Raw genomic sequence first — 1,363 nt, 5'->3', positions numbered from 1 at the left:
ACCATCAATTTATAAGATAGATTATACTCTATCTTTCGACTCCCTAGAAAGGAGGTGATCCAGCCGCAGGTTCTCCTACGGCTACCTTGTTACGACTTCACCCCAATTACTAACCCCACCTTCGGCCGCGTCCTCTTTCGTTAGACTACGGACTTCGGGTGTTGCCAGCTCTCATGGTGTGACGGGCGGTGTGTACAAGGCCCGGGAACGTATTCACCGCGACATTCTGATTCGCGATTACTAGCAACTCCAACTTCATGTAGGCGAGTTTCAGCCTGCAATCCGAACTGGGGGCAGTTTTTGAGGTTTGCTCCACCTTGCGGTCTTGCTTCTCTCTGTACTGCCCATTGTAGCACGTGTGTTGCCCTGGACATAAGGGGCATGATGATTTGACGTCATCCCCACCTTCCTCCGCGTTAACCGCGGCAGTCTTGCTAGAGTGCTCAACTAAATGTTAGCAACTAACAACAGGGGTTGCGCTCGTTGCAGGACTTAACCTAACATCTCACGACACGAGCTGACGACAACCATGCACCACCTGTATCCCTGCCCCGAAGGGCTTCTCTTATCTCTAAGATATTCAGGGTATGTCAAGTCCAGGTAAGGTTCTTCGCGTTGCTTCGAATTAAACCACATGCTCCGCTGCTTGTGCGGGCCCCCGTCAATTCCTTTGAGTTTTAATCTTGCGATCGTACTTCCCAGGCGGAGTACTTATTGTGTTTACTGCGGCACAGAAGGGGTCGATACCTCCTACACCTAGTACTCATCGTTTACGGCGTGGACTACCAGGGTATCTAATCCTGTTTGCTACCCACGCTTTCGTGCCTCAGCGTCAGTTACGGTCCAGAGAATCGCCTTCGCCACTGGTGTTCTTCCTAATCTCTACGCATTTCACCGCTACACTAGGAATTCCATTCTCCTCTCCCGCACTCTAGATATCCAGTTTGAAATGCAGTGCCCGGGTTAAGCCCGGGTATTTCACATCTCACTTAAATATCCGCCTACGCACTCTTTACGCCCAGTAATTCCGGACAACGCTCGCCACCTACGTATTACCGCGGCTGCTGGCACGTAGTTAGCCGTGGCTTCCTCCTTGGGTACCGTCATTATCGTCCCCAAAGACAGAGCTTTACAATCCGAAAACCTTCTTCACTCACGCGGCGTTGCTGCATCAGGCTTTCGCCCATTGTGCAATATTCCCCACTGCTGCCTCCCGTAGGAGTCTGGACCGTCTCTCAGTTCCAATGTGGCCGATCACCCTCTCAGGTCGGCTACGCATCGTCGCCTTGGTAGGCCGTTACCCTACCAACTAGCTAATGCGCCGCGGGTCCATCTCAAAGCGGATTACTCCTTTAAATCAATT

1 rRNA gene is annotated in these 1,363 nt (G+C 51.8%); it reads right to left on the bottom strand.

Going from position 1 to position 1,363, the window contains the following annotated elements:
- Window positions 1-47: 47 nt before the first annotated feature.
- Window positions 48-1,363 (bottom strand): 16S ribosomal RNA (locus WY13_RS14190); the annotation flags it as partial.

It is taken from the genome of Clostridium ljungdahlii (assembly GCF_001636845.1).
Lineage (GTDB): Bacteria > Bacillota > Clostridia > Clostridiales > Clostridiaceae > Clostridium_B > Clostridium_B ljungdahlii_A.
Note: the sequence above shows the minus strand (reverse complement) of the source record. Positions and strands in the feature narration are given on the sequence as shown.